At 68.9% G+C, this 20,558-nt stretch carries 25 protein-coding genes; 13 read left to right on the top strand and 12 right to left on the bottom strand.

Going from position 1 to position 20,558, the window contains the following annotated elements; all coding sequences use genetic code 11:
- Positions 1-19: 19 nt before the first annotated feature.
- Both ACZ5TV_RS11195 and ACZ5TV_RS11190 read right to left on the bottom strand, forming a co-directional pair.
- Positions 20-1,792 carry a histidine kinase N-terminal 7TM domain-containing protein gene (locus ACZ5TV_RS11195; RefSeq protein ID WP_379782201.1) on the bottom strand — a complete coding sequence of 591 codons (1,773 nt, stop codon included), beginning with the start codon at positions 1,790-1,792 and terminating at the stop codon, positions 20-22.
- Between the two features lie 162 nt (positions 1,793-1,954).
- Positions 1,955-3,049, bottom strand: a complete 1,095-nt coding sequence (locus ACZ5TV_RS11190) for a UbiA prenyltransferase family protein (RefSeq protein ID WP_464383844.1) — start codon at positions 3,047-3,049, stop codon at positions 1,955-1,957.
- A 214-nt stretch (positions 3,050-3,263) separates the two neighbouring features.
- Here ACZ5TV_RS11190 and ACZ5TV_RS11185 point away from each other — a divergent pair, with 214 nt between their 5' ends.
- Entirely contained in the window at positions 3,264-4,028 is a 765-nt protein-coding gene (locus ACZ5TV_RS11185; protein ID WP_379782995.1) for a VOC family protein, read from the top strand.
- Between the two features lie 117 nt (positions 4,029-4,145).
- Here ACZ5TV_RS11185 and psmA read toward each other — a convergent pair whose 3' ends face one another.
- From psmA to ACZ5TV_RS11155, 6 genes are all read right to left on the bottom strand, one after another.
- Complete coding sequence (psmA, locus tag ACZ5TV_RS11180; RefSeq protein ID WP_379782997.1) at positions 4,146-4,910, bottom strand: archaeal proteasome endopeptidase complex subunit alpha; 765 nt, start codon at positions 4,908-4,910, stop codon at positions 4,146-4,148.
- Positions 4,911-4,914: 4 nt separating this feature from the next.
- Positions 4,915-5,394 (bottom strand): Rpp14/Pop5 family protein, encoded by a 480-nt coding sequence (locus tag ACZ5TV_RS11175; RefSeq protein ID WP_464383843.1) that lies wholly within the window; start codon positions 5,392-5,394, stop codon positions 4,915-4,917.
- A 43-nt stretch (positions 5,395-5,437) separates the two neighbouring features.
- The gene (locus ACZ5TV_RS11170; RefSeq protein WP_379783721.1) at positions 5,438-6,073 is read right to left on the bottom strand and encodes a class I SAM-dependent methyltransferase; all 636 of its coding nucleotides are present in this window, start codon (positions 6,071-6,073) and stop codon (positions 5,438-5,440) included.
- Positions 6,057-6,896: an RNase P subunit p30 family protein gene (locus tag ACZ5TV_RS11165; RefSeq protein WP_464383842.1), complete on the bottom strand. Its 840-nt coding sequence runs from the start codon at positions 6,894-6,896 to the stop codon at positions 6,057-6,059. Before ACZ5TV_RS11165 ends, ACZ5TV_RS11170 begins: the two co-directional genes overlap by 17 nt.
- A 140-nt stretch (positions 6,897-7,036) precedes the next feature.
- The gene (locus ACZ5TV_RS11160; protein ID WP_379783478.1) at positions 7,037-7,234 is read right to left on the bottom strand and encodes a DUF5800 family protein; all 198 of its coding nucleotides are present in this window, start codon (positions 7,232-7,234) and stop codon (positions 7,037-7,039) included.
- 123 nt (positions 7,235-7,357) lie between these two features.
- Positions 7,358-7,537: a DUF5786 family protein gene (locus ACZ5TV_RS11155; RefSeq protein ID WP_379783480.1), complete on the bottom strand. Its 180-nt coding sequence runs from the start codon at positions 7,535-7,537 to the stop codon at positions 7,358-7,360.
- Positions 7,538-7,734: 197 nt separating this feature from the next.
- On the opposite strand from ACZ5TV_RS11155, the gene ACZ5TV_RS11150 reads away from it, so the two are divergent.
- Positions 7,735-8,985, top strand: a complete 1,251-nt coding sequence (locus ACZ5TV_RS11150) for a polymer-forming cytoskeletal protein (RefSeq protein ID WP_464383841.1) — start codon at positions 7,735-7,737, stop codon at positions 8,983-8,985.
- A 2-nt stretch (positions 8,986-8,987) separates the two neighbouring features.
- Here the strand turns inward: ACZ5TV_RS11150 and ACZ5TV_RS11145 are convergent, their stop codons facing one another.
- The 4 genes from ACZ5TV_RS11145 to ACZ5TV_RS11130 all read right to left on the bottom strand — a co-directional run bounded on the left by ACZ5TV_RS11145 (position 8,988) and on the right by ACZ5TV_RS11130 (position 11,802).
- Positions 8,988-9,764, bottom strand: a complete 777-nt coding sequence (locus ACZ5TV_RS11145) for a ribonuclease H-like domain-containing protein (RefSeq protein ID WP_379783484.1) — start codon at positions 9,762-9,764, stop codon at positions 8,988-8,990.
- Positions 9,765-9,863: 99 nt separating this feature from the next.
- On the bottom strand, positions 9,864-10,631 hold the full coding sequence (locus tag ACZ5TV_RS11140) for a metallophosphoesterase (protein WP_464383840.1): 768 nt from the start codon (positions 10,629-10,631) through the stop codon (positions 9,864-9,866).
- A complete protein-coding gene (locus tag ACZ5TV_RS11135) occupies positions 10,628-11,329 on the bottom strand; it encodes a J domain-containing protein (RefSeq protein ID WP_464383839.1) in 702 nt (233 codons plus the stop codon). Before ACZ5TV_RS11135 ends, ACZ5TV_RS11140 begins: the two co-directional genes overlap by 4 nt.
- 215 nt (positions 11,330-11,544) lie before the next feature.
- Entirely contained in the window at positions 11,545-11,802 is a 258-nt protein-coding gene (locus tag ACZ5TV_RS11130; protein WP_379783591.1) for an MTH865 family protein, read from the bottom strand.
- Between the two features lie 142 nt (positions 11,803-11,944).
- Here ACZ5TV_RS11130 and ACZ5TV_RS11125 point away from each other — a divergent pair, with 142 nt between their 5' ends.
- The 11 genes from ACZ5TV_RS11125 to ACZ5TV_RS11075 all read left to right on the top strand — a co-directional run bounded on the left by ACZ5TV_RS11125 (position 11,945) and on the right by ACZ5TV_RS11075 (position 20,554).
- Positions 11,945-12,997, top strand: a complete 1,053-nt coding sequence (locus tag ACZ5TV_RS11125) for a M42 family metallopeptidase (protein WP_464383838.1) — start codon at positions 11,945-11,947, stop codon at positions 12,995-12,997.
- A gap of 98 nt (positions 12,998-13,095) precedes the next feature.
- The gene (locus ACZ5TV_RS11120; RefSeq protein ID WP_209484564.1) at positions 13,096-13,377 is read left to right on the top strand and encodes a 50S ribosomal protein L44e; all 282 of its coding nucleotides are present in this window, start codon (positions 13,096-13,098) and stop codon (positions 13,375-13,377) included.
- Position 13,378: 1 nt separating this feature from the next.
- On the top strand, positions 13,379-13,552 hold the full coding sequence (locus tag ACZ5TV_RS11115) for a 30S ribosomal protein S27e (protein ID WP_379782678.1): 174 nt from the start codon (positions 13,379-13,381) through the stop codon (positions 13,550-13,552).
- Positions 13,553-13,570: 18 nt separating this feature from the next.
- On the top strand, positions 13,571-14,371 hold the full coding sequence (locus tag ACZ5TV_RS11110) for a translation initiation factor IF-2 subunit alpha (protein ID WP_379782675.1): 801 nt from the start codon (positions 13,571-13,573) through the stop codon (positions 14,369-14,371).
- A gap of 52 nt (positions 14,372-14,423) precedes the next feature.
- Positions 14,424-14,606 (top strand): RNA-protein complex protein Nop10, encoded by a 183-nt coding sequence (locus ACZ5TV_RS11105; protein WP_379782673.1) that lies wholly within the window; start codon positions 14,424-14,426, stop codon positions 14,604-14,606.
- 96 nt (positions 14,607-14,702) lie between these two features.
- The gene (locus ACZ5TV_RS11100; protein ID WP_379782671.1) at positions 14,703-15,461 is read left to right on the top strand and encodes a proteasome assembly chaperone family protein; all 759 of its coding nucleotides are present in this window, start codon (positions 14,703-14,705) and stop codon (positions 15,459-15,461) included.
- 92 nt (positions 15,462-15,553) lie between these two features.
- Positions 15,554-16,720: a thiolase domain-containing protein gene (locus tag ACZ5TV_RS11095; protein ID WP_464383837.1), complete on the top strand. Its 1,167-nt coding sequence runs from the start codon at positions 15,554-15,556 to the stop codon at positions 16,718-16,720.
- A 119-nt stretch (positions 16,721-16,839) separates the two neighbouring features.
- On the top strand, positions 16,840-17,277 hold the full coding sequence (locus ACZ5TV_RS11090) for a Zn-ribbon domain-containing OB-fold protein (protein WP_464384342.1): 438 nt from the start codon (positions 16,840-16,842) through the stop codon (positions 17,275-17,277).
- Positions 17,274-17,720, top strand: a complete 447-nt coding sequence (locus ACZ5TV_RS11085) for a GNAT family N-acetyltransferase (protein WP_379780573.1) — start codon at positions 17,274-17,276, stop codon at positions 17,718-17,720. The genes ACZ5TV_RS11090 and ACZ5TV_RS11085 overlap by 4 nt, the downstream gene beginning before the upstream one ends.
- A 24-nt stretch (positions 17,721-17,744) precedes the next feature.
- Entirely contained in the window at positions 17,745-18,611 is an 867-nt protein-coding gene (locus ACZ5TV_RS11080; RefSeq protein WP_379780575.1) for an SDR family oxidoreductase, read from the top strand.
- A gap of 122 nt (positions 18,612-18,733) precedes the next feature.
- Positions 18,734-20,554: a S8 family peptidase gene (locus ACZ5TV_RS11075; protein ID WP_379780577.1), complete on the top strand. Its 1,821-nt coding sequence runs from the start codon at positions 18,734-18,736 to the stop codon at positions 20,552-20,554.
- The last annotated feature ends 4 nt before the right edge of the window (positions 20,555-20,558 follow it).

Genomic DNA, 20,558 nt, shown 5'->3' with positions numbered 1-20,558 from the left:
GGGCGGACCGAACAAGTGCCTACCGAACGCCGACGGGGCTATCGTCCCCGTTCGGGCCGTCGCGGGGATAGTCGTCGCCGGGATTGCCGTTGTCGGGATAGTCCGTCGTCTCCGCACCGCCCCCGACCGTCGGTAACGAGACGGTCACTGTCGTGCCGCACGGTTCCCGTCGCTCAAAGGAGAGGTTACCGCCGACGTGGTCGGTCGCCCACTTCACGATCCACAGTCCGATCCCGCTTCCGTGATCGAGCGGGGTCTCGGTGCCGCGCGCCAACACCTCGTACTCCGCCTCGTCGATGCCGGGCCCGTCGTCGGCGATGACGAGGTCCGCCCAGCCGTCTGCGACGCTCGCGTCGAGCCACACGGACGGCGACTCGGCGTCGTTGTGCCGGATCGCGTTCGAACAGAGGTTCTCGGCGATGACGGTGACGACCGCCGGAACACGAACGTCCGGGAGGTCATCCGCGACCGAAACCCGCGCGTGTGGGTGTTCGTCCGCGAGCTCCGCGGCAACTGACCTGACGGCCTCGTCGAGGGCGATCGGGGACGGCGGGTCCGCCGTCGGACCGAACAGCTCGCTCGCGGTACGTGTCCGCTCGCTGAGCTCGAGAATGCGGGTCGCACTCTCCGTGATGACGCCGAGTGCCCGCTCGTCGGTCGGGTCGCCCGCGAGCACCTCCGCGTAGCCGCAGATGAGGTTGGTCTCGGTTCGCACGTCGTGGCGGAACACCCTGTTGAGGACGTCCAATCGTTGCTGTTGGCCGAGGTAGTCGCCGACGTCGTGGAAGACGACCACCCGGCCTATCGACCGACTGTGGGTGTCAGTCACGTTTCGGACCGTCACCTCGTACGGCCGGCGACCGTCGGCCCCGACGATGACGAGCGGTGAGGGGTCGACTTCGGCGTCCGCCAGCGCGTCGTATCGCGGCACCACTGCGGACGCCGATTCGCCGACCGCCGTTCGGCGCTCGATCTCGAAGACGTCGACGGCACTCTGGTTCAGGTCGACGACGTACCCCTCGGTTCCGACGACGAACGCGGGGTCGTGGAGGTGTTCGAACACGAGCTGCCGGGCACGACGGCGTGGGGCCGGCGCGAGCGCGAGCAGGCGGAACCGGGAGAGCGCGAGGAGGTACGCAACCCCCGAGACGGCGAACGCGAGCGGGGTCGGGTCGAGTCCAGCCACTGGGATCGCGCCGGAGAGGTAGAGGATGCTGCTGGCCCACGGGGCCGCGGTGCCGACGAGGAGCGCGGCGCTCTGCCCGCGGAACGGCCGCGCATCGTCCCTGACGAGCTGGACGATCGGGACGGAGCCGAACAGTCCGAGGAGGTACGTGTAGCCCGCGATCACGTAGTACCACGGACCGGGCTCGACGCGGAGAAACGAACCGACCGGCGACTCCGCGACCGTCGCATCCGCTCGGATCAACCCTCCGGGGTCCCCGGCCGCGACGACGACGAGCGTAGCGAGCGGGACGGCCGCCAGTCCGAGTATCGTCCGCGGCGTCACGTACCGGTCCCGGCCGGTGTACTCCAGCGCGAACAGCAGCCACGCGATCGGGATCGTCACGACCCCGATCCACTGGATATCGTACCAGAGCGCTTTCGCCGCCAGCGTCGGCGTCTCGAGCTCGAACACGAGGAACGTCGTCCACCACACCTGCCCGACGAGCAGCACGGACAGCCACGTCGCGCCCGCCTCGGGCCGCTCGCGCCACGCGAGGATCGCCGCGGCCGTGCCGGTGACGACCGCGGCGAGCAACGCGATGGAAAGCGGGCTCAACGGGATCACTATTTATTCCATACCATATGTACATAAATGAGTTTCTCAAGCCGATCCGACAGCATCGTTCGACTGTGCGAAAAACGTGGATCTGACGACCGTACTGCTGGCACCCGCCGTCGGCCGGCGGGACGCGGTCCCGGGCGGATCGGCCAACCGTCCGTATCCGGATCAGCCGGCCATCCGCACCCCCACGAGGAGCGCGCCCACGAGGAAGTAGCTGCAGTCGGGGGCCACGCCGAGCACGGCGGGGTCGTCGATCCGTCCCGCGAGCGCCGTCACACCGATCGAGACGCCGACGCCGACGAGCAGTGCTCCGGCGACCGGAACCGCGACGAGTCCGGTCACCGCCGCGGCAGTCACGAGCGCCGCGGTGGCGACGTCGACGGCGTAGAGCGCACGGCGGGTCGACACGACGCCGTACACGACCGGGAGGGTGGCGACACCGACCGTGGCGTCGGCTTCCACGTCCCGGACGTTAGGGAGCTCGGTGTCGACGAACGATCGCAACAGGAAGTACCCGAACACGACGGCGACGAGCGGGGCACCACCGGCGACCGCGCCGCTCGCGACCCCGGCAGTGCCGCCCGTCCCGACCGTGGCGATCGACCCGCCGTTCCCACTCGCGAACGCAACGGGAATTACGGTGACCGCGACCGCCCATCCGAACGCGACGAGAAGCGAGTTGAGCACCAACACGTCCTTTACGCGCGGCAACCGGTACCGGAACCCGTCTTCCCGGCCGCCGAGGGGCGGCTCCCCAGCGGCCTCCGCGGTGACCCCGCCGAGGGTGGGGAGCCAGTCGGACGCGTACAGCACCCAGAACACGCCCGGCAACAGCGTGATGACGAGCGCGAACGGCCCGCCGAGCACCGATAACGCGACTGCGATCCCGTACGCCAGGGCGGCGGCGACCATCAGCTGGTCCCCGTAGCGATACGCGAGGATGGCGCGTGTCGGCGTGGACCGAGTGTCCGCGTCAGCGTCGGCGACGTGATCGATAGTGTACACCGCGAACGCGACGAGCGCGACCACGACAGGCGCGGGCGACAACGGCACCCCGAGCAGCACGATGGCGATGAGCGTCTCGACCGCCGCAACCGCCGCGACGAACGGCGCACCCGACGCGTACGCCGCGAGCGACCGGCCGATCCGCCCGGCTCGGGTGCCCGGACCGATCCGCTCTTCAGACGCCGAGCGGGTCGAACGATACAACGATTCGGTGCCGTCGGACGACGCCGACGACGATTCTGAGGTGTCTTCCATGGGTTGGCGGTCGACACCGGGCGCGACGCCGACCGCCTCCGATCGGGAAGAACGGGATATTTATCCGTTCGTCGGGAACTAAATGAAATCTGGGTTAGGTTTGTGTATACCCGGTCGGAACGCTGTCGAAAGCGGGACGTTCCCCCTGTCAGTGGGCGAGGGACACCGTTCGCCCTTCAGTACGCTTTTGAGGTGAGCGACCGACGCGTCGTGTATGGAATCCGCATTCGATCACGTGATGATCCGCGTCGAGGACTTAGCGGAGAGCCTCGACTGGTACGAGACGCACCTGAACTACGAGGAGAAAGGACGCTGGGAGGCGGACACGTTCACGAACGTGTTCCTCGGCCCCGAAGACGTCCACGAGGCGGGCGCGCTCCTCGAGCTCACCTACAACCACGACGGGCGCGCCTACGAGCTGGGAGACGCGTGGGGCCACATCGCGGTCCGCGTCCCCGAGGACGCGCTCCAGGAGTCGTACGACGAGCTGATGGAGGGGGGCGTCGACGACTACCGCGACCCCGAGTCCTGTGGCAACCGCTACGCGTTCGTGAAGGACCCGGACGGCCACGAGATCGAGATCGTCAAACGTGACTACGGCGCGAAGTGGAGCATCGATCACACGATGGTCCGCGTCGAGGACGCCGATGAAGCGCTCGGCTACTGGACCCGCAAGTTCGAGTTCGACGAGACGGGCCGCTGGGAGGCCGACACGTTCGCGAACTACTTCGTCGAGCCCGAGGACGCGCCCCGGGAGGCGATGTCGCTCGAGCTCACCTACAACTACGACGGCCGGACGTACACGATGGGCGACGCGTGGGGCCACCTCGCGCTCGAAGTGGACGACCTCGACGACGCCTGGGAGTGCCTCATGGCGCGTGAGGCCCCCGACTACCGCGATCCGGAGTCGTGCGGGAACCGCTACGCGTTCACGAAGGACCAGGACGGCCACGAGGTCGAACTGGTCACGAGCGACTAGCGGCGTCGCGCGGTCCGCGTTACCCCTCTGATAAAACGAGTGTCGGTGTCTGGTCCCTCCGAAGCACCCCGGCGGCTCCGAAACGCTCTTGTCCGGCTCCGGCGCGTCGTTTGACGGCTACTCCTCGCTGTCGGCGTCGTCGTCTTCCTCCTCAGGGAGGAGATCCCGCTCCGCGAGGATCGTCTCGAGCGCCTCGTCCGAGTGCTCGGCGTAGCGCTCGTCGTCGACCGTGATGGTGGCGACACCGACGCCCTCGGGCGTCAGTTCGCCGTCGTTCGACTGTGCGAGGGTGTCGAGCGCGAGCCCGACCGCCTCGTCCGTGGAGATCCCCTCCTCGTATTCGGCTTCGAGGTAGTCGCGGAGGTCGCTCCGGTCGGAGCCGATCGAGAGCGCCTGCCACTCGTACGGCGTCCCCGAAGGGTCCGTCTCGAACAGGTGCGGCTCACCGTTCTCGATCCCGCCGACGATGAGCGCGACGCCGAACGGGCGCGCGCCGCCGATCTGCGTGTACTGCTGGATGTGGTCCGTGATCGTTTTCGTCAGCGTCTCGATCCCGATCGCCTCGCCGTAGCGCAGGTGGTTCACCTGTGCTTGCTGGCGCGCGAAGTCGATGAGCTGGCGAGCATCGGCGACGTGGCCCGCGCTGGCGACGCCGACGTGGTCGTCGGCCTTGTGGAGCTTCTCGATGCTCGCCGGCTCCATCAGCGGGGAGCGGGCGCGTTTGTCGGCGGCGAGGACGACGCCGTCCTCCGCACGGATCCCGACGCTCGCCGTCCCTCGTTTCACTGCCTCCCGGGCGTACTCGACCTGATAGAGCCTGCCGTCGGGAGAGAAGATGGTGATGCCTCGGTCGTACGCCTGTTGTTGGGATTGGCCCTGCATGATATCACTCGATGTCGGACGCCGTCGCGCCGACGTACCCCGACTCGGTCCGCACGTCGTACGCGTTCTCACGCACGACGGCGGTCCGTTCGGCGTCCCCGAACGCGACGTCTCGCTGTGTCGAACTGCCGGTCGCGCGACCCATATATCTTTCCTCACAGGCACGCACCGTCCCCGAAATCCCCCGAACGCGGATCCCGACCGGGTCACCGTCGACCCCGCTCACGCAAGCGATCGCTGCCCGCGCTTCGTCGACGTGGCCGTGTCGCACGCGGACGACCGCCTCCCCCTCGCCGGCCGAAAACGCAAACGAGAGCAGCTTCAGGCCCGCGTCCGCGCTTCCGGGGTCGCCGAGGAGGTTGCCGGCGGCGTACCACAGCGCCCGCTGGAACGCGCGTCGGTCCACGTCGGCGTCGGGCCACGCCTCGATCCCGAGCGCGAGGTAGCGCCACCGCGGCCGGAGGTGTTTCGGGAGGTGTTTCACGGCTCGACCACCGGTTCGTCGTCGGACGGCACGCGCACCGCCATCACTCCGCCCCCGGTACCTCCTCGCCGGAGCCGATCCGCTCGGCGACGAGGACGCCGACCTGATCGTGGACGCGCTCGGCGACGGTCACCGCGAAGCCGACGTCGGTGAACGCCTCGACGAGGGTGCCGACCGTGGCCGGGTCGTCGACCTCGGGGCTGTAGAACGGCTCCTCGGGGTCCGGCTCGCCGAAGAACATCACGTCGCCGAGGACGATCCGGCGGGCCCCGGCGGCGGCCATCACTCGGATCGCCTCGCGCTTCTCGTCGTCCGAGAGGTGATGGAGCGCGAAGTTCGAGGTGACGATGTCGACGGCGACGCCGCCGAGGTTCGGCTCCCGGAACTCGCCGTACGCGAACTCGACGTTCGTGATCCGCGCCTCGGAGGCCTTGCGCCGCCCCTCCTCCATCATTCCCTCACTGATATCCCGGGCGAGCACTCGGCTCGCGTCGGGCGCGATCGCGAGGGCGATCGCGCCGGTTCCGGCCCCGAGGTCGGCGACTACGTCGTCCGAGCCGGGATCGGCGTAGGAGACGACGAGGTCCGCACAGGCACGGTACTCGTCGCTCTTCGAGTCGTCGTACTCGGTCGCCTTCTCGGAGAACCGCTCGGCGTGCTCCTCAACGCTCCGTTTCATACCGTCCACGTCGGACCCCGGGCGCTATGAAACCCTCGGAGCGTCGCTCGCGGTTCCGCTCGGCGATCCGGCTCCACGAGCGGAGTCCCTCGCGGATCCACTCGGCGTCGAACCCGACGCGCTCGCCGACGGCCACGAGTTCGCGGGGGGCCCGCAGTTCGAGGTGTGACCCAGCGTTCGCGCTGACGACGTAGGGGGTCCCGTAGTAGCACACGATCTCGCGGAGCTTCCGGAGGTCGGCGAGCGCCTGCACCCGCGCGCCGCCGGTCGAGCGGAGGACCGGCCCGAGGTCGAACTCCACGTGGACGTCGTTGTCGCGGGCGGCCTTCGCGAGCACGTGGTTGAACCCGCCGGACGCCGCGTTCGGCCGAGCGAGGACATCGACCCGGGGCTCCTCGACCGCGTATCGGTTCAGCCCGTCGTCGCCGCCGGCGACACAGACGACCGTGTGGTCCGGACGGTAGTTCCCGATCGCGCCGGACGCCCGACCGGGGTCGGTGGCGTCGATCTCGACCGCGTCGACGATGTCGATCCCGTACTCGGCCGCGACGGCGGCGGCCGAACCGCGTTCTTCGTCTGCATCGGTCGCCGGTGCGTCGGCAGTCGCCTCGTCACCGGTCGCCGGTGCGTCGCCGGTCGCCTCGTCGCCGGTCGAGCCATCGCCAGCCAAATCGTCGCCAATCGAGCCGTCGCCGGCGGGTCCGTCCGCTAACGCCTCCCGCGTGCGGACGACGAGCCCGTCGTACCCGTACCGCGCCGCCGTGGCGGCGTGGCGCGCGACGGTCGCGTCGCCGTCGGGATATGCGTGGACCGCCTCGTACATACGCCTCCATTCTCGCCGAGACGGTATCGGCGTTGCGCTTTCGGCGGCGGCCGCGGCGGGAACGGGGCACACGGACCGTCAAGACCGCACTTATAAGAGGCCGCCAGCGCGGCCGGTATACCACGTCGCCAGACCGGCCGCTATAACACGTCGCCGATCCGGACCGGCTCGCCGTCCAGTTCAGGGTCCGTCGCGACGATCTGGATGACCTCGTGGTCCGTCACGTCGCGGTACCCCTTTCCGGTGGCCTCCTCGATCAGGCTCTTTTCCAGCTCGAACTCGGTGCCCTCGTAAACGACGTCGACGCCGTCCTCGTTGAAGGTTAACTCCGTGCTCATAGGAGGCGATAACCAGGCGGGCGATAAAAGGGGCGTGACACGGCTGCGGACCGGATCCGGGGAGTCAATGCGGCCGCGGCGTCCGGATCCGCCTGGCCGTCCCAACCGTCCGGGTCGCTCGCGCTACTCCTCGTCTCCGTCCTTCATCTCCGCGAGGCGGCCGACCAGCTCGTCGGTGTCGGCGTCACCCTCTACGGAGACGTCGCCGTCGTGGTCGTGTTCGTGGACGTTCACCGCGCCGTCCTCGTCGGTGTCCACGTCCTGTTTCCCCTGTTCGCTTTCGTCGTACGATCCGAATCCCATATCGGGACGTTCCGGCCCCCGGTTGAAAAGAACGGTGACCGCCACGCGCTTCGGGAGGGACTCACACGCGCCGGCGGTTCGGGCCGACCGACTCGGCCGATCCGTTCGGCGGCGTCCGGGCCGATCCGGTTCCGTCGAGTCCGACGCGCGTCCGACGCCCCATATCGTTTATATCTCCCGGGGGATTGCGTTCGGGTGTGTCATTACGCGGGGGCGGTCCGATAGACGAGCTCGCGGTCCCCTCGGGGACCACCGTCGAGGAGCACGACGTCGTCGTCGACGGCGACGTGCTCGTCGGCGGCCAGTCGACCGTCGAGTTCGGGCTCCGCGGCCGCAACGTCGCGATCGGCGAGCGAGTCGAGGTCGGCGACGACATCGAGGCGGACGGCGATTGCCGGCTCGACACGTGGTGTACCGTCGACGGCAACGTGCTCGTCGGCGAGGACGCGTACCTCGGCGAACGCGTCACCGTCACGGGGCGACTGATGGTCTCCGGCGACCTCGACATCGGTGACGACGTGAACATCGAAGAGGGGTTCGAGGCGAACGGTTGGATCGTCATCCGGAACCCGGTCCCCACGCTCGTGTTCTACTTCATCGTGCTCTCGCAGCTGCTGCGGGCGGGCGAAACCGACGCCGCCGACGAGCTCGCGGAGGCGCTCGCCGACGGCGACGACGTCCGGGAACCGCTGTTGATCCCGCGGGGCGCGGAGGTATCAGACGACGCGTGGCGCGTCTCCACGCCCGCCAGCGTCGGCGACGACTGCCGGATCCACGGGAACCTGCGTGCCGAGTCGATCACGGTCGGCGAGCGCAACGAGGTCTTCGGCTCGCTCCGCGCCCGTGAGGGCGTCACCGTCGGTGCGGATACCACGATCCACGGCGACGTGACGACCCGTGGCGGGACGGTAACGGTACGGGCCGGCGCGCGGATCCTCGGGGACGTCTCCGCCGGCGACCTCGTCGTCTACGACGGCGCGGAGATCGACGGGACCCTCCGCGCCCGTGGCGAGATGAAACTCATTCAGTCGGTTCCGGAGGAAGACGAAACGGGATCCGGAGCGGAGGACGGGACGGAAACCGACTCCGAACCCGAGCTAGCGGATGAACGAGAGGAGGAGGCCGAATCGACGGGGCCCGAGGACGGAGACGAGCCTCAAAGCGAAGGCGAGGAAGCCGAATCCGAAGGCGAGGAAGCCGAATCCGAAGGCGAGGAAGCCGAATCCGAAGGCGAGGAAGCCGAATCCGAAGGCGAGGAAGCCGAATCCGAAGGCGAGGAAGCCGAAGACGGGGTGGCCCCCGACACCGACGAAGACGGGTCGACACAACCCGATGCCGACACCGCCACCGAGGCCGACACGGAGGACACGACCACCGGAGCCGGCGTGACGACCGAGGCCGAGGAGTCGGACGCGGCGGTCGGGGACGTGCCGAACGAGCCGCAGTGAGTTCAGCGCCGACCGAGTGAGCCGTCGAGCGTGGCGGGGAACACCGCCTCGTCGAGCCGTTCACACACCGTGTCCGCGAGCGTTCGCAGGTTCTCCGTGTCCTCGCGGTTGTACGACACCAGCGTGTCGAGCGCGTCCTCGTCACCGCGTTCGTACTCGTGCCACAGTCGAACCGCGTCACGTCCGGAGAGGTCCCGCCGGTCGCGGCCGATCCCGAGCTCCCGCTCGATCGGTTTCAGCCCGCCGGAGAGTCCGATCCGCTTACACGGGTACATGAGGTCGAGGTGCGGCGTGTCGACGTCGATCCCGAAGGCGGTCTCCAAGAACGGGACGTCGAACCGCGCGCCGTTGAACGTCGCCAGCAGGTCCGCCTCGCGGAACTGCCGTTCGAGCCGGCGATCGGTGAGGTCGTCGCCGGCGACGAGCGTCGTCGTCTCGCCGTCTTGATGGAAGCTGACGGTGGTGACTCGATCCCGGCGCTCGTCGAGCCCCGTCGTCTCGATGTCGAAGAAACACGTCGTGTCGCGGAACTCCTCGTAGAGCCGCCAGCGCTCGCTGCTCGGGAACTGCCGGTCGAAGTACGGGGCGTCGCGGTCGTCGAGGTGTGCCCGCGCGTCCGCGATGAACGACTCGATCCGGTCGGCGGTGGTCGTCCCGACTCCCGCCACGTCGACACCGCGGTCGAACTCGTCCCACGTGTGGACCCCCTGCTCCCAGAGGCGGCGCTCGGTCCGTTCGCCGACCCCCTCGACCGGGATGAAACTGTTCTCGATACGCATGTCCGGTGTGGGGCGACGGGCGGGCAAAAACCCCGCGGAGGTGACTTCTCCCTCACTCGATCCCAATGGTGTCCGTGGCGGAGCGCGTCGGGCGACCCCTCACAACAGCCGTCTGAGCTCGCCGAGCGGGGGGAACCGGAGCGCGTCGTCCGTCCCAGCGTCGTACACGACCGGTTCCAGCCGGTCCACGTCGTCGACGAGCGGGGTGTCGAGCTCGCTCGCGCGCCAGTCGGTAACCTCGACGCCGGGGGCCAACCGCGTGAACGCGGGGAGACAGAGAACGTCGCCGTCGCGGTCGCTATCGGCGTTGCCGTCGCCGTCGTGGTTTCCGTCGCCATTGCTCCCCTCGCCGTAGAGGAAACAGGGTCGGCGGTCCCCCTCGATCCCGATCGTCGGGTGAAGGTGCCCGAACACGTACAGGTCGGCCTCGTTGCCCGGCGGTTCGTGGCCGTGCGTGACTACGCACCGACCGAAGTCGCCGTCGGCGGCGACGACGAGCTCGTCGTGAAGCGGGCCGTCCCACGCGCCGGACAGCGCGGTGTCGTGATTGCCGGCGACGAGTTCGAGGTCGGCCCCTGCCCGTCGGCACGCGTCGTGGAGTCGGTCGAGCGTCTCCCGACTCCGGGCTGTGACCCGGTCGAAGGTGTGGACGACGTCGCCGGCGACGACGACCGTCCCCGGATCGAACCGCGAGAGGGCGGCCGCGAGCCGGTCGCCGAGGTCCTCGCCCTCGCCGAGCGGGAGCGACACGTCCGAGGCCTCGTCGCGACCGACGTGGAGGTCCGCGAGCACCAAGGTGTCGGCGTGGGCGAGATACGCCGCCCGCCCGTGGAACGCGATCCCAGGAACGACTCGGTCACCGGTCACCGTCGGACCCCGGTCTCGGATTCCGGGGGACCACCGTACTCACCCGCCGCGTTGCCCTCGGCGTAGTCGCTTGCGGTTGCGTACGCCTTCTGGACGCGTTTGAACGCCGCCCGGTCGCCGCCCCGATCGGGGTGGGTCTCCTTGACGCGCTCGCGATACGCTCGCTTCACGTCCGCGGCGTCCGCGTCGGCCGACAGGCCGAGCTCCGAGAACGCGGCGTCGACGCCGTCGGATCGGTCGGGGCGCTCCCGGAACCCCGCTCGGCGACCGGCCCGGTCGGCGCCGGAGCCCCACGACGGCTCCTCGACGTCGAACGGGAGCCTGCGGCCGAGCCCCCGACCGGGCATCTCGTGTTCACAGAGGATCGCGTACACGCCCTCGCCGTCGAGTCGGAAGTAGTCGTGTGCATCGAACGTGACCGCGACGTCGCGTTCGGGGAGATAGAAGGGAACGGTGACGCCGCCGATCGGGTGGTCCTCCTGGAACTGCTCGCCGATCGCAGTCAGGTACGCGCGGATCTCGGCGTGGCGGCGTTCGTCGCCGGCGGAGTCGGAACGGGCCCCAGTGCCGTGATCGGGCGTCGGGGCGAGGCGGCTCCCGGCGTAGAAGACGAGCGCGACCCCGACGGATGCGACGATCCCGAGCGCCGCCCCGAGGAGGATCCACGGCGGAACGACGGTGATTCCCTCGGCGACCACGACCGTGGTTACGGCTCCGTCCGTATCAACCTCACGTCGGGATCGAACCCTGGGAGCGGGCGGTGCGCGGCGGCGACGTGTTGACGGTACTGGGCGGTGTGCGGCGGCGACGTGTTGACGGTACTGGGCGGTGCGCGGCGGCGACGTGTTCCCCTACCGGGTGATACGCGGTGGGAAGCGAGGATGGGATCGGAGAAACCGAGTCAGTCGCGCGGTTAGATCATCCCCTTCGCTTCGAGGCCCTCCATCACGTCGTCGACGAGGGACTCGACGTCGTCGTAGGGGAACTCCTGTTCGCTGCCGAGTTTGGCGGCGAGCTCCATGGCAGTGAGGCTCACGTCGCCGGCCTCGAACTTCGTGCCCGGCCCGTTCGGGAGCGCCGGCACGAGGTCCATCTGGTTCTCGACCGGGTAGTCGGCCCCACCGAACGCGTCCATGAACTGTTCGCGGAGTTCCGCTTTGACATCTGCCATGCTCTCATGTGCCCGGAGCCCCCGCAAAAGCGTTGCGGAACCACAATAAACTTGTTTATGGTTTGGTTTGCGAGCGCGAGAGACAGCGGCGGCCGGTGCCGGATCCTGCGGTACTTTGAGCCTGGGGCGGCCAGCTGCGTGTATGTCGTTCGAGTTCGATTACGACCTGCTGTGTGAGCTGACGGAGGCCCGCGGGGTTCCCGGGTACGAAGACGCCGTCCGCGAGATCGTTCGCCGGGAGTTCGACGATCGTGTCGACCGCGTCCGAACGGACGCGATGGGGAACGTCGTCGGGACGATCGAGGGCGACTCGGACTACTCAGTCGCCATCGCCGCCCACATGGACGAGATCGGGTTCATGGTCCGGCATATCACCGACGAGGGGTTCGTCCAGGTCGACCCGCTCGGCGGATTCGACGCTCGTGTGCTCCGCGCACAGCGAGTGACCGTCCACGGCGAGGAGGATCTCACCGGCGTGATCGGTTCCGTCCCGCCGCACACCCTGACGGAGGAGCAACAGGAGAAGGACGACGAGGTGTCCGACGTGTTCATCGACCTCGGTCGCGAGAGCGACGAAGTCGACGACCTCGTGAGCGTCGGCGACCTCGTCACCCTCGACCAGACGACGACGCGGATGGGCGACCGCGTGACCGGTAAGGCGCTCGACGACCGCGTTTGCCTGTTCGCGATGCTGGAGGCCGCCGCGCGGATCGACGACCCCGAGGTGACGCTCCACTTCGCGGCGACCGTGCAGGAGGAGGTCGGCCTGCGCGGCGCGCGAGCGCTCGGCGTCGACATCGACCCGGACCTCGCGGTCGCGCTCGACGTCACGGTCGCCAACGACGTCCCGCAGATCGGCGAGGAGGCGGACGCCGTGACGGACCTCGGCGCGGGGACGGCGATCAAGCTCAAGGACTCCTCGGTGATCACCAGCCCGAAGGTCCACGGTCGACTCACCGACGTGGCCGAGGCCGAGGGTATCGAGCACCAACACGAGGTGTTGCCCGCGGGCGGCACCGACACCGCCGGCTTCCAGAACACCCACGGCGCGAAACCCGTCGGCGCGATCTCGATCCCGACGCGGTACCTCCACACCGTCACCGAGACCGCCGACGGCGACGACATCGCGGCGACGATCGACCTGTTGACCGCGTTCCTGGAGTCGGAGACGGGGGAGCACGACTACACCCTATAAATACGCGCTGCCGGGAGGGGGCCTGTCGAAGTGGCGTCCGCCACAGACCAAACTCGTTTTAAGCGTCGGTGTCGAACCGGGACCCAAGGTAGATATCCATGGAAATGCCACGTCGTTTCAACACGTACTGCCCTCACTGTGACTCCCACCAGGAGCACGAGGTCGAGAAGGTTCGATCGGGTCGGGCAACCGGAATGAAACGCGACGCACGCCAGCAGCGTCGTGCGCTCGCGACGATCGGCAACGCCGGCGGGTACTCGAAGGTTCCCGGTGGCGACAAGCCGACGAAGAAGACCCACCTGAACTACCGCTGCAGCGACTGCGGCAAGGCCCACATGCGCGAGGGCTGGCGCGCGGGCCGACTCACGTTCCAGGAGTAACATGGCGGGAAGCTTCTACCTCCTGGCGTGTGACGAATGCGGAAACGAACAGGTCGTCTTCGGCAAGGCCGCTTCCACGGTGTCGTGTGCCGTCTGTGGCGCGACGCTCGCGACCCCGACCGGCGGGGAGGCCGAGCTGCACGGCGAGATCGTCGAAACCGTTGAGGCACGGTAACCGCCTCGCCATCTCGATATGAAGTACAGCGGCTGGCCCGAACCCGGGGAGCTCGTGGTCGGCGAGGTCGACGAGATCGCCGACTTCGGCGTGTTCGTCGATCTCGACCAGTACGAGGAGAAACGCGGCCTCTGCCACATCAGCGAGGTCGCCTCCGGCTGGATCAAGAACGTCCGTGACCACGTCCGCGAGGGACAGACGGTCGTCGCCAAGGTGCTGGAGGTCGACGAGTCCTCCAACCAGATCGACCTGTCGATCAAGGACGTCAACGAGCACCAGCGCAAAGAGACGATACAGGACTGGAAGAACGAGCGAAAGGCCGACAACTGGATGCTCATCGCCCTCGGCGAGGACGTCGCCGACGAGCAGTACACCGAGGTGGCCAACGCGCTCCTCGTCGAGTACGAGTCGTTGTACGACGCCTTCGAGGCGGCCGCGATCCGCGGCGAGGAGGCCCTCGAAGACGTTGCGATCGACGAGGACGCGGTCGAGGCGGTCGTCGCCGCGGCCCGCGACAACGTCTCAGTCCCCTACGTCGACGTCACCGGCTACGTCGACCTCGAATCACCGGCACCGGACGGCGTCGACGACGTGAAAGCTGCCCTCGATGCGGCGGAGGGGAACGGCGAGATCCCCGACGGCGTCGAGCTCGAGGTGGGGTACGTCGGCTCCCCGGAGTACCGGATCAAGGTCCGCGCGCCCGACTACAAGACGGCCGAAGACCAGCTCGAGGCGGCCGCGGGGCGCGCCCGCGAGTCGATCGAGGCGGCCGGTGGTGCCGGCGAGTTCCATCGCGAGCGCCGCGAAGACGACGAGTAACCCCCCGATATCCGGTTCCTTCTACACCCCGAACCACGCACCGTCCCCGCCAATGCACTCCGACATCCGCGTCTGTTCGAACTGGGAACACGCCCACGAGCGTCCGGTGTACACGCTCGGCGATCGCTGTCCGAAGTGTGACGCACCCGCCGAGAACAGCGCTCCACCCCCGTTCGACCCCACCGACCGGTACGGCGAGTATCGGCGGCGAGCGCGCCCCGACGGCCCGGATTGACGCTGTCGGGCACTAGGGGAGTGCGGGAGCCGACCGAGGCCGTCGAGGACGCCCGAATAGCCACCCTCTTGTGACCGCCGCCCGTCCGAACTCGGTATGGAGGACATCGAGATCGACGAGGTGGCGACACCGGAGCTCGACGACCCGGTGCTGATAGAGGGGCTTCCGGGCGTCGGCCACGTGGGGAAGCTCGCAGCCGAACACCTGCTCGAGGAGTTCGACAGCGAGCTCGTTCGGCGGGTGTACGCGACGGAGTTCCCGCCACAGGTGAGCGTCGACGGCGAAGACGGGGTCGCGTCGCTGACCTGCGCGGAGTTCCACACGGTCGAAATCGACGAGGGACCGGACCTGCTCGTGCTCACGGGCGATCATCAGGCGGGATCGAACGAGGGACACTACCGGCTCACCTCGACGTTCCTCGACATCGCGGATTCGTTCGGTGCGGAGCGGGCGTTCGCGCTCGGGGGCGTTCCGACGGGCGAGCTCGTCGAGGAGTACACGGTGCTCGGCGCGGTCTCGGCGGCCGAACTCGCGGACGACCTCCGGGAGGCGGGCGTCGAATTCCGACCCGACGAGCCGGCCGGCGGGATCGTCGGCGTGTCGGGGCTCATTCTCGGATTGGGCGGGCGTCGCGGGTTCGAGTCGGCGTGTCTGATGGGGGAGACGAGCGGCTACCTCGTGGACCCGAAGAGTGCGCAGGCGGTGTTAGAGGTACTCGAAGCCCGACTCGGCTTCGAGATCGATTACGCCTCCTTGGAAGACCGAGCGGAGGAGATGGAGGAGGTCGTCGGCAAGATCCAGGAGATGCAGGAGGGTCCCGCGCTCCCCGACGACGACCTCCGGTACATCGGCTGAACCGGATGGCGATCCCGGGGGCCGTCGGCCGAACGGCACGACGGCCCACGGTTCCGGCAGACCTAAACGCTGTCCCTGATCATCGTTCGTGTATGACCGAGGTACGCGTCGCCGGAGTCGGGCTCACGCGGTTCGGCAGCCACCCCGAGCGCACGGGACGGGACCTGTTCGCGGAGGCGGCCGCGAGCGCGTTCATGGATGCCGGCGTCGATCCCGACGCGGTCGACGAGCTCAACTACGGGAACTTCATGGGAGCGCTCACCGAGCACCAGGGCCATCAGGCCCCGCTGATGGCGGAGGCCGCCGGACTCGCCTGTCCGGCGACACGGTACGAGGAGGCGTGTGCCTCCGCGGGCGTCGCGGTCCGGGAGGCGGTCAGAACCGTCCGATCCGGCGAGGCGGACGTCGTCCTCGCCGGCGGGATGGAGCGGATGACACACCTCGACACCGACGGGGCCACCGAGGGGCTCGCCATCGCGGCCGACGACCTCTTCGAGGTTCGCGCCGGGATGACGTTCCCCGGAGCGTACGCGCTGATGGCGCGCGCGTACTTCGAGGCGTACGGCGGGAGCCGCGAGGACCTCGCACACGTGGCGGCGAAGAACCACGCGAACGCCGTCCCGAACGAGTACGCGCAGTACCGCCGCGAGGTGTCCGTTGAGGAGGCGCTCGACTCGCCGCCGGTCGCCTCGCCGCTCCACCTCTACGACGCCTGTCCCATCACCGACGGCGCGAGCGCGCTCGTGATCGTCTCCGCCGACTACGCCGACGAACACGACCTCGACGCGCCGGTCGCAGTGACCGGATCGGGACAGGGAGCGGACCGGATGACGCTGGCGGACCGCGACCACCTCGCGCGGACGCCCGCGGCGACCGACGCCGCGACGGCCGCCTACGACGACGCCGGCGTCCGCTCCGACGACGTGGACGTCGCGGAGGTCCACGACTGTTTCACCATCGCGGAGGTGCTCGCGATCGAGTCGCTGGGGTTCGCGGACATTGGTGAGGGTATCACGGCGGCTCGCGACGGGCTCACGACCGCCGACGGCGATCTCCCCGTGAACCTCTCGGGCGGGCTGAAAGCGAAGGGGCACCCGGTCGGCGCGACCGGCGGATCTCAGATCGCGGAGCTGACCCGGTTGCTCCGGGGCGGCCACCCGAACAGCGACCGGGTGCCGGACGCCGAGGTCGGGGTCGCACACAACGCCGGCGGGACGGTCGCCAGCGCCGTCGTACACGTGCTGGAGGTGGCGGAATGAGCGACGGTGCAGACGACGGGGCGAGTCCCGGCGGCAAGGGTGACGGGGCGGGTAGCGACGGGGGAAGTGACGGCAGGGCGGGTAGCGACGGAGCGAGTGACGGCGGGGCGGGTGACGGAGTGTCCACCCCCCGGAACGCCGGCTACGACGAGTGGCTCGACGCGCTCGGTGACGGCGAGGGGTACGCGCTCGTCTGCCCGGCCGGCCACGGGTCGGTCCCGCCGCGGCGGCTCTGTCCGGAGTGCGGGTCGACGACGCTCACGGAAGCGCCGTTGCCGGCGGTCGGCACCGTCGAGACGGCGACCGTAGTGCACGTCCCGCCGCCGCGGTTCGCGGACGACGCGCCGTACGTCACGGCTATCGCCGCGTTCGGCCCGGTCCGACTGACCGGCGTTCTCAAGGGAGTCGCGGTCGACGACGATGCGGATGATAGCGAGGGCGGCGAGGACGACGGGAATTCACCCCTCGTCGGGTTATCGGTGGAACCGGGCGTCGAGACGCGTTCGACCGACGGCGGGGCGGTGGTCGCGTTCCGACCGGTCGACGAGGGAGTGTGAGCCTTCCCACGGGCTACGCGCTGCGGGAGTCGACCCCCTCGGTCGCGGCGTTCATCCGACTCAGGCGGGCGGCCGGGATGGCCGACCGGTCCCGCGAGGCGGTCGCACGGGGGCTCCCGAACACGACGTACGGGGTCCACGTCGTCGAGGTCGGCAGGGGGGATCCGGGCGACGAGCCGGTAGGCATGGCGCGGATCGTCGGGGACGGCGGCAGCGTCTTCCACGTCTCGGATATGGCCGTCGCGGACGCACATCAGGGCCGGGGGATCGGGACGGCGATGATGGACGCACTGGTGGCGTGGCTTCGGGGGAACGCGCCGGACGGCGGGTACGTCAACCTGCTCGCGGACGTGGACGGGTTCTACGAGCGGTGGGGGTTCGAGGAGTCCGCACCGGCGTCGAAGGGGATGTGGGTGCGGACGGAGGCGCTGTCCGAGCGGTGACGCCGCGGCCGGGTCGGGAGAGTTATGCCGGCGGGGGCCGACGCACGATCCGTGCAGAAGACGGTACTCATCACCGGGTGTTCCTCGGGCATCGGTCGCGCGACGGCACACGCGTTCAACGACGAGGGGTGGACGACGTACGCCACCGCGCGGAACCCCGCCGACGTCGAGGCGCTCGGCGAGGCCGGGTGTGAGATCGCGACGCTCGACGTGACGGAGCAAGAAGACGTCGACCGTGTCGTCGAGCGGATCCTCGACGAGGAGGGGGCGATCGACGCGGTAGTGAACAACGCCGGATACGGGCAGTTCGGGCCGATAGAGGACGTCACCACGGAACGGGTCCACCACCAGTTCGACGTCAACGTGTACGGCCCACACCGGCTGATCCGGGCGGTGTTGCCGGCGATGCGCCGCGAGCGGGAGGGGACGATCCTCAACGTCTCCTCGGTCGCGGGGCGAGTGGCGTTCCCCGGCGGGGGCGTCTACGCCGGCTCGAAGTTCGCCGTCGAAGCGATGTCCGACGCCCTCCGAAACGAGGTCCGTGACCACGGGATCGACGTCGTCGTCGTCGAGCCGGGGCCGGTGAAAACGAACTTCTCGAAGCGGGTGGCGCGCGAGGCCGACCCCGAGGAGGCCGAGGGGATCGAACGCTCCGGCGCGTACGACGAGTTCTACGCGCTGTTCGAGGACACCCAAGCGATCGGCGGCGACGGCCCCGGGTCGGTCGAACCGACGCTCGTGGCCGAGGAGATCCTGAACGCCGCAAGCGCGACGAAACCCCCCGCCCGTGTCCAACCGGGTACGGTCGCGCGGGTCGGCGTCCTCGCCCGACACCTCCCAGACGCTCTCCGCGACAAGGGGTTCGACCTGATCCGGAAGTTCACGTCGTAGAGTCGGTCGGCCCCGATTCTGGCCCGACAACCGGCTCGGTTCCGAATTTATTGAGGCCCGACCCGTAATATTTGTTGACTGACTCACAAAAGAAATAAGTGTGTGAGAAAGTAGCACGAGTCATGTCAGAATCTGGCATGTCATTCAGTCGTCGTGACGTGATACTGACGACCGCCGGCGGGGTCAGTGTGGCCGGATTGAGCGGCAACGCCGCCGCGACTGACCGTGTCGAGGTCAACGTCGGGTTCGACAACGCGGCGGGACAGGCCGCGGCGACGAACGCCGCGACGGAGGTCAAACGGCAGTTCGCCTTCGACGCGATGACGATCCGCCTGCCGCTGGAGGCCGCGGAGAACCTCGCCGGAAACCCGAACGTCCGGTACGTCGAGGAGAACGGGACGATGCGCGCTCTCGATCAGACCACGCCGTACGGGGTCGAGATCACCGATGCCGACGTCGCCATCGACGACGGGAACACGGGCGACGGCGTGAGCATCGCCGTTCTCGACACGGGGATCGACGCCCAACACGAGACGCTGGAAGAGAACCTCGGTGAGGGGTGGGCGACGGACGACGCCGCCTGTACGACCGATTGCGGCGGCGGGCCGTTCGGCGGCGGGAACGATATCGACGAGTGTCTCGAGGAGTGGGACGACGACAACGACCACGGGACCCACTGTGCGGGGACGGCTGCCGCCGCGGACAACGGTGCGGGGGTACTCGGCGTCGCTCCCGACGCGACCCTTCACGCGGTGAAAGTGCTCCAGTGTGACGGGAGCGGGTCGTTCGACGACATCGCCGCGGGTATCGAGTGGTCGGCGGACCAGGGCCACGACGTCCAAAGTATGAGCCTGGGTGCCGACAGCGACTCCGACGTCGTCTCCGACGCGCTGGAGTACGCCGCCGACAAGGGCGTCGTGATGGTCGCGGCCGCGGGAAACAGCGGCCCCTGTACCGACTGTGTCGGCTTCCCGGCGCGACATCCGGAAGTGATCGCCGTCTCCGCGACCGACGAGAACGACGACCTCGCCGACTTCTCGTCGACCGGCCCCGAGGTCGAGCTCGCAGCGCCGGGCGTCGACACCCTGTCGACGATCCCCCGCGACGACTACGACGAGTTCTCCGGCACGTCGATGGCGTGTCCGCACGTGTCGGGCGCGGCGGCCACCCTGATCGCGGACGGAACCACGGACCGCGAGGCAGTCCGCGCGGAGCTGAAGGAGGCCGCCGATGACATCGATCTCGAGGAGAACGAGCAGGGTGATGGACGCCTGAACGTCGCCGCGGCGGTCGACTCGGACGACGATGACGATGACGAAGACGACGATGACGGAGAGGAAGCGGAGTCCGTCTCAGTCGTCACCGGCGATGCGACCGAGGTCGGCGAGACGACGGCCACGCTTACCGGCGAGGTCACGGAGCTCGACGGCGTAGACGACGCGGACATCGGGTTCGAGTACGGCGAGAGCGGCGGCGACCTCCCGAACGCCGTCGACGCCGGCACCGTCTCGGACGCCGACGCGTTCGACGCGACCGTCGACGGCCTCGACGCCGACACGGAGTACGAGTTCCGTGCCGTGGCGGAAACCCCGGAGGACGACGACGAGGGTGCCGTCCTCGCGTTCACGACCGACGAGGAGGAGGACGATGGCGGCGACAGCGCCCCGGTTATCGACGGGTTCGACGTCACCGACGACAGCAACCCCCAATGGACGCGTCACACGGTCGACTGGGCCGTCTCCGACGAGGACGGTGGCCTCGACTCCGTGACGAGCGAGCAGTTGGAGGGTGGCACCGTCGTCGACAGCGTCACCTCGAATGTGAGCGGCGACTCGGCCGACGGGAGTCACGACCTGGAGAGTCGGGGCACATCGGTCGACGAGGTTCGCCTCACGGTGACCGACGACGCCGGTACCGAGACTACCGAAACACAGGGCGTCTGAGACG

Source organism: Halorubrum tibetense (assembly GCF_055396225.1).
Note: the sequence above shows the minus strand (reverse complement) of the source record. Positions and strands in the feature narration are given on the sequence as shown.